Source organism: Parvibaculum sp. (genome assembly GCF_049672805.1).
Lineage (GTDB): Bacteria > Pseudomonadota > Alphaproteobacteria > Parvibaculales > Parvibaculaceae > Parvibaculum.
The window spans coordinates 1-5,983 of record NZ_JBATWS010000291.1 but is presented as its reverse complement, the minus strand read 5'-3'; the positions used below and the strand labels follow the sequence as shown (position 1 = coordinate 5,983).

Annotated in this window: 7 protein-coding genes and 1 pseudogene; 6 read left to right on the top strand and 2 right to left on the bottom strand. The window is 62.3% G+C overall.

Annotation, left to right across the window (positions count from 1 at the left end; all coding sequences use genetic code 11):
- The 6 genes and pseudogenes from WBF74_RS09305 to WBF74_RS09280 form a co-directional block, all read left to right on the top strand.
- Positions 1 to 196, top strand: a pseudogene (locus WBF74_RS09305) (peroxidase); the annotation flags it as partial.
- A 28-nt stretch (positions 197 to 224) separates the two neighbouring features.
- The gene (gene cysT / locus WBF74_RS09300; protein WP_424438576.1) at positions 225 to 1,097 is read left to right on the top strand and encodes a sulfate ABC transporter permease subunit CysT; all 873 of its coding nucleotides are present in this window, start codon (positions 225 to 227) and stop codon (positions 1,095 to 1,097) included.
- Positions 1,098 to 1,109: 12 nt separating this feature from the next.
- The gene (cysW, locus tag WBF74_RS09295; RefSeq protein ID WP_424438570.1) at positions 1,110 to 2,024 is read left to right on the top strand and encodes a sulfate ABC transporter permease subunit CysW; all 915 of its coding nucleotides are present in this window, start codon (positions 1,110 to 1,112) and stop codon (positions 2,022 to 2,024) included.
- Positions 2,025 to 2,070: 46 nt separating this feature from the next.
- Positions 2,071 to 3,129 carry a sulfate/molybdate ABC transporter ATP-binding protein gene (locus WBF74_RS09290; protein ID WP_424438573.1) on the top strand — a complete coding sequence of 353 codons (1,059 nt, stop codon included), beginning with the start codon at positions 2,071 to 2,073 and terminating at the stop codon, positions 3,127 to 3,129.
- A 131-nt stretch (positions 3,130 to 3,260) separates the two neighbouring features.
- The gene (gene purE / locus WBF74_RS09285; RefSeq protein ID WP_424438567.1) at positions 3,261 to 3,803 is read left to right on the top strand and encodes a 5-(carboxyamino)imidazole ribonucleotide mutase; all 543 of its coding nucleotides are present in this window, start codon (positions 3,261 to 3,263) and stop codon (positions 3,801 to 3,803) included.
- Between the two features lie 8 nt (positions 3,804 to 3,811).
- The gene (locus tag WBF74_RS09280; protein WP_424438564.1) at positions 3,812 to 4,921 is read left to right on the top strand and encodes a 5-(carboxyamino)imidazole ribonucleotide synthase; all 1,110 of its coding nucleotides are present in this window, start codon (positions 3,812 to 3,814) and stop codon (positions 4,919 to 4,921) included.
- 9 nt (positions 4,922 to 4,930) lie between these two features.
- On the opposite strand, the gene WBF74_RS09275 is transcribed toward WBF74_RS09280, so the two are convergent.
- Positions 4,931 to 5,635 (bottom strand): COQ9 family protein, encoded by a 705-nt coding sequence (locus WBF74_RS09275; protein WP_424438561.1) that lies wholly within the window; start codon positions 5,633 to 5,635, stop codon positions 4,931 to 4,933.
- On the bottom strand, positions 5,628 to 5,983 hold a 356-nt coding region (locus WBF74_RS09270), incomplete at its 5' end, for a peptide deformylase (protein ID WP_424438558.1). The genes WBF74_RS09275 and WBF74_RS09270, both read right to left, overlap by 8 nt.

The following is a 5,983-nucleotide window of genomic DNA, read 5'->3' as shown; positions in this document are numbered from 1 at the left end:
TGTCGATTCCCTGCAATTGACTGACGCTCACTCTGTCTCGACACCTGCGAACTGGCAGGTCGGCCAGGATGTCATTATCCTCCCTTCCATCAGCGATGAGGCGGCGGAGAAGAAATTCAAGGCAGGCTGGGTTGAAGTGAAACCCTATCTGCGGCTGACGCCCGATCCGTCTCGTGCCGAAGCGCCTGCTGCCTGAAACAAGAATTGAAGATTTAATGGACGGCATGAACACCATGAGCGTGTCTGCACTAACCGCCCGGCTTCTGCCGCGCCCTTCGCCCACTGTCCTTCCGGGCTTCGGGCTGACGATGGGCCTCACCCTTGCCTGGCTGAGTCTCATCATCCTCATCCCGCTCGCTGGTGTTTTCGTCTGGTCGGCGGGGCTTGGCTGGGAAGAATTCAGCCGCCTCGCCTTCGATCCCCGCACCACCGCCGCCCTGAAGCTGAGCTTCGGTGCCGCGCTCATTGCCGCCGCCGTCAACGTGGTGTTCGGCGCCCTCGTTGCCTGGGTGCTGGTGCGTTACAATTTCCCCGGCAAGCGCCTCTTCGATGCCGCCATCGACCTGCCCTTCGCGCTGCCGACCGCCGTGGCGGGCCTTGCCTTCACCGCGCTCTACGCACCGAATGGCTGGATCGGAAGCTGGCTTGTGCCGCTTGGCGTCAAGGTCGCCTATACGCCGACCGGCATTGTCGTCGCGCTCATCTTTATCGGCCTGCCTTTCGTTGTGCGCTCGGTGCAGCCCGTGCTTTCCGATCTCGACAAGGAACTGGAAGAAGCCGCCGCAACGCTTGGCGCAACACGGCTTCAGACCGTGCGCAAGGTCGTGCTGCCGGTTCTCATCCCATCTCTCCTCACCGGCTTCGCGCTCGCCTTTGCGCGGGGTGTTGGTGAATACGGCTCGATCATCTTCATCGCGGGCAACATTCCCTATGTCTCGGAAATTGCACCACTCCTCATCGTGATCCGGCTTGAGGAGTTCAACTATCCGGGTGCAACCGCTATTGCCGCCATCATGCTGGTGATTTCTTTCGCGCTGCTGCTGCTGATCAATCTGCTGCAGTCGTGGAATCGCCGCCGCACCGGCATCGCCGCCTGAGGAACCATATCCATGTCCTATGATCCGCTCGCCATGGATGCCACACGCATTCCCTCGCGCCCGTCGCCTGCGCCACGCCCCTTCTTCCGCACACCGATCAGTGAATCTGTGCCGGTGAAGATCGTCCTCATCACGCTCGGCGTCGCTTTTCTTGGCGCGATGATCTTCCTGCCGCTCGCTGCCGTCTTCTTCGAAGCCTTCCGGCGCGGCGCGGAGCCTTTCTTCGCCGCACTTGTGGAGCCCGATGCGCTGGCTTCCATTCGCCTCACGCTTTTTGTCGCGGCGATCTCGGTTCCCGCCAATCTCGTTTTTGGTCTCGTCGCTTCCTGGGCGATTGCGAAGTTCGAGTTCAAGGGAAAGTCGTTTCTCATCACCCTGATCGACCTGCCCTTCTCTGTGTCACCGGTCATTTCCGGCCTCGTCTATATCCTGCTCTTCGGCTCCTACGGCTTTATCGGCCCGTGGCTGATCTCGCATGGCTATCAGATCGTCTTTGCGGTGCCGGGTATCGTGCTTGCCACCATCTTCGTCACCTTCCCCTTTGTTGCACGTCAGCTCATTCCGCTGATGGAGCAGCAGGGCAAGGTGGATGAAGAAGCCGCTCTCTCGCTCGGCGCGACAGGTCTTCAGACCTTTTTCCGGGTGACATTGCCCAACATCAAATGGGCGCTGCTTTATGGCGTGTTGCTCTGCAACGCCCGCGCCATGGGTGAATTCGGCGCCGTTTCCGTCGTTTCAGGTCATATTCGCGGCAAGACGAACACCATGCCGCTCCATGTGGAGATTCTCTACAATGAGTACAATTTCGTTGCAGCCTTTGCGGTTGCCTCTCTCCTGGCTTTCCTCGCCCTCTTCACACTCGTCCTCAAATCTCTCCTCGAATGGCGCTACAGTGGTGAAATTGCCGCGACGGGCCGCAGCCACTAAGGGAGCATCATCCGTGCCTGAGAACGACACGCATCGTCATGTGCCTGTGCGCATCGACATTGAAGAGCTTGGCAAGTCCTACGGCAATTTCGCCGCGCTGGAGAATGTCTCGCTCACGGTGAAGCCCGGCGAATTGCTGGCGCTGCTCGGGCCGTCCGGCTCCGGCAAGACGACGCTGCTGCGCGCCATTGCAGGCCTCACCGCCACGGAAGAAGGCACGATCCGCTTTGACGGCGAGGACGCCACCATGCTCTCGCTGCGCGAGCGCCGCGTGGGCTTCGTCTTCCAGCAATATGCCCTCTTCCGCCACATGACGGTGTTCGACAATGTCGCATTCGGCCTGCGCGTGCGCCCGCGAAACGAACGTCCCCGCGCCGGCGAAATCAGCCGCCGTGTGAAGCGCCTGCTGGAGCTTGTTCAGCTTGGCGGTCTTGAGAAACGCTTTCCGAGCCAGATCTCCGGCGGCCAGCGCCAGCGTGTCGCGCTTGCCCGCGCGCTCGCCATCGAACCGCAGGTGCTGTTGCTCGACGAACCTTTCGGTGCGCTTGACGCCAAGGTCCGCAAGGAATTGCGGAGCTGGCTGCGCGAGCTTCACACCGAAACGGGCCTTACCACCATCTTCGTCACGCATGACCAGGAAGAAGCGCTCGAACTGGCCGACCGCGTCGTCATCATGCGCGCAGGCCGTGTGGAGCAGGTGGGAACGCCGTCTGAAATCTATGACGAACCGGCAACGCCCTTCGTTTCCGAGTTCCTTGGCGGCGTTGCCCGCTTCGAGGTGACGGCGCGCGAAGGCGAGGCCGATGTGCTGGGCGGCACCTTCCCGCTTGTGGGCGCCGATTCCGATTATTCCGGTCCGGCGCTTGCCTATGTCCGCGCCCATGAGATCGAGATCATTTCGCGCGAACGTGCCGAAGGCGTGCCTGCCGTGATCCGCATGGTGCGGCCCTTCGGCCCGACCGTGACGCTCGAGCTTTCCATTGAAGGTCGCCAAGACCGCATCGAGGCGGAAGTACCGCGCGAGCTTTACAATGGCGGCGAACTGCGCGTCGGCGAAGGCGTCTTCATCCGCGCCACCGCTGCCCGGATTTTCCGCGGATCATAAGGACTTAGCGGGGCGGCCCGGTGAGGGCCGCCCCACCCTTGCCAAACGGGCGCACCTTCCTATACTCCCTCGCTTTCCGAAACTGGCGGGGCTTTCAGGCCACCGCCCTACCCGCGAGGCGCGGAAGACGGATGGCTACGAAGAAGGCGGGCGCTCAGAAGGCGAAAGCTCCGGCAAAGAAGTCCAGGGGCAAGCCGCTTGTCGGCATCATCATGGGCAGCCAGTCCGACTGGCCGACCATGAAGCACGCCGCAGACGCGCTGGACGCGCTCGGCGTTCCCTATGAAGCACGCATTGTCTCGGCCCACCGCACACCGGAGCGGATGGTGGAATATGCAAAGACCGCACGCGACCGTGGCCTGAAAGTCATTGTCGCAGGTGCGGGCGGCGCGGCCCATCTGCCGGGCATGACCGCCTCTCTCACTCCTCTCCCCGTTTTCGGTGTGCCGGTGCAGTCCAAAGCTCTTTCGGGGCAGGACAGCCTTCTCTCCATCGTGCAGATGCCGGGCGGCATTCCCGTCGGCACGCTCGCCATTGGCGATGCGGGCGCGAAGAATGCGGGCCTGCTCGCTGCCGCCGTTCTTGCCCTTTCCGATGAAGCGCTGGCCAAACGGCTCGACAGCTACCGCGCAAGGCAGACGGCCTCTGTCGGCCGCGCGCCGGAAGACAAGTAACGCTTCTCATGTCGAACAAGAGCGGCATCATCGCCCCCGGCGGTACGATCGGCATTCTCGGTGGCGGACAGCTCGGTCGTATGCTCGCAAGCGCGGCGGCCGAACTGGGCCTTCACGTCCATATCTACTCCCCCGAAAAAGATGCGCCTGCCGCCGAAGTTTCAGGGCATGTCACCTGCGCCGACTATGAAGACGAGGCCGCGCTGCGGCGCTTTGCCGACAGCGTCGATGTCGTGACCTATGAGTTCGAGAATGTGCCTGCGGAAACCGCGCGTATTCTCGCCGAGCGTGGCCTTGTGCGCCCCGGCCCGCTTGCGCTCGCCACGGCGCAGGACCGGATCGTCGAAAAGAATTTCATGAAGGCGCAGGGCATTCTGACCGCGCCTTTCGCCGATGTGTCGGATGAAGCGAGCCTGCGCGCCGCTATCGAAAACATTGGCTGCCCAAGCGTGCTGAAGACACGCCGCTTCGGTTACGACGGGAAGGGGCAGGCAAAAATCCTGTCGGCGGACGGCGCTCTCTCCGCCTATGAAGAAATCGGCCGCGCGCCCGCGATCCTCGAAGGCTTCGTCTCTTTCGAGCGCGAGATTTCCGTGGTGGTTGCGCGCGGTGCCGATGGCGAGATTGCGCCTTACGATCCCGTGGAAAACATCCACCGGAACCACATCCTTCATCAGACGCTTGTCCCCGCAAAACTTCCTGATGCCGTTGCCGATGAAGCCCGCGCCATCGCATCACGCATTGTGAGAGAGCTGGATTATGTGGGCGTGATGGGCGTTGAAATGTTCCTGCTGGCGGAAGGCGCGGGCGCTCAGCGCCTTCTCGTGAACGAGATCGCGCCCCGTGTCCATAATTCCGGCCACTGGACGATGGATGCCTGCATCATCAGCCAGTTCGAGCAGCATATCCGCGCGATTTGCGGCTGGCCGCTTGGCCGCCCCGCGCGCCATTCCGATGCAGTGATGACAAATCTCATCGGCGATGATGTGGATCAGTGGAAGGTGCTCGCAAGCGAGCGTGACACGAGCATCCATCTCTATGGCAAGGGCGAGGCCCGCCCCGGCCGCAAGATGGGCCATGTCACGCGCCTTTACGCGCTCGGCACTCGCCTGGCCTGATCTCGAAAATCAGCCGCGCCCGTACCGCAACCTTCCGAGAAGGGCAAACGGGTCAGGCAGCTTTTCTGCCACCCCCTTCACCCCCGCCTTCAACCGCTCGAAACGCATCACATCCTCAATGCGCCGGTCGAGAAACGCCCAAGTATCCTGGTGGTCTTCGGATTCATCCGCGAACCAGTAAAGCGATACCGCCGAGAACACACCGGCAAGCGTTGCGCGCTTCGTATAGAAATTGACATCGGTGGAGGTATCCCCTGTCGCGCGCCAGATCGCATCCACCGTGCGATAAAGCGTGCGCAGCCCGAGTCCGCCGGAAGTCGGGAGCGCAAGCAGTGTCACCGCACGTCGCATTGCTTCCCGATGAAGAATGTCCACCTCGATCCGGGTGCGCACGGCATGAGTGATCCGCTCACGGATTTTCATTGAGGCAAGGTCTTCATGCGCCAGCGCCTCTGTCATGCGCCGGTCGCCATCGGCGAGGAAATAATCGACGAGATCAAGGATCCCACCGGGAAAGGCAAGCCGCGCTTCGCCCGCCGTCACCCCGGCCTGCTCCGCCGCATCGCGCAGGAGGCGCGGCGTCCAGCCGTCAAAGGGCACATTGGGGAGCGCTTCTGCCAATATCTTCGCACGCGCCTCGGCGAGATGGTCGGGGACGCGCGCGCCCGTGCCGGGACGTTTTTTGCCCGTAGCGGTTTTCCCTGTCTCAGCCATCTGCCTTCTCCTCTGAAACCCCGCGCGCCCGCGCCTCGGCCCATGCCCGGGCCTCGCTCTCGAAGATCAACTCTGTCAGATCATCCATCCTTTGGGGATAAAGAACACCATCCAGATGGTCGCATTCATGCTGAACCACACGGGCATGAAAGCCGCGCGCGACACGCTCTATGACCTCGCCATCAGGCGTGACCCCGCGATAGCGCAGCGCCGTATAGCGCGGCACGGCACCCCGCAGGCCGGGCACCGAGAGGCAGCCCTCCCAGCCCTTTTCCTTTTCTTCGGTCAGAAACTCGATTTCGGGGTTGATGAGCACGGTGAGAGGCGCCGTGTGGTCAAAGGCCTCTT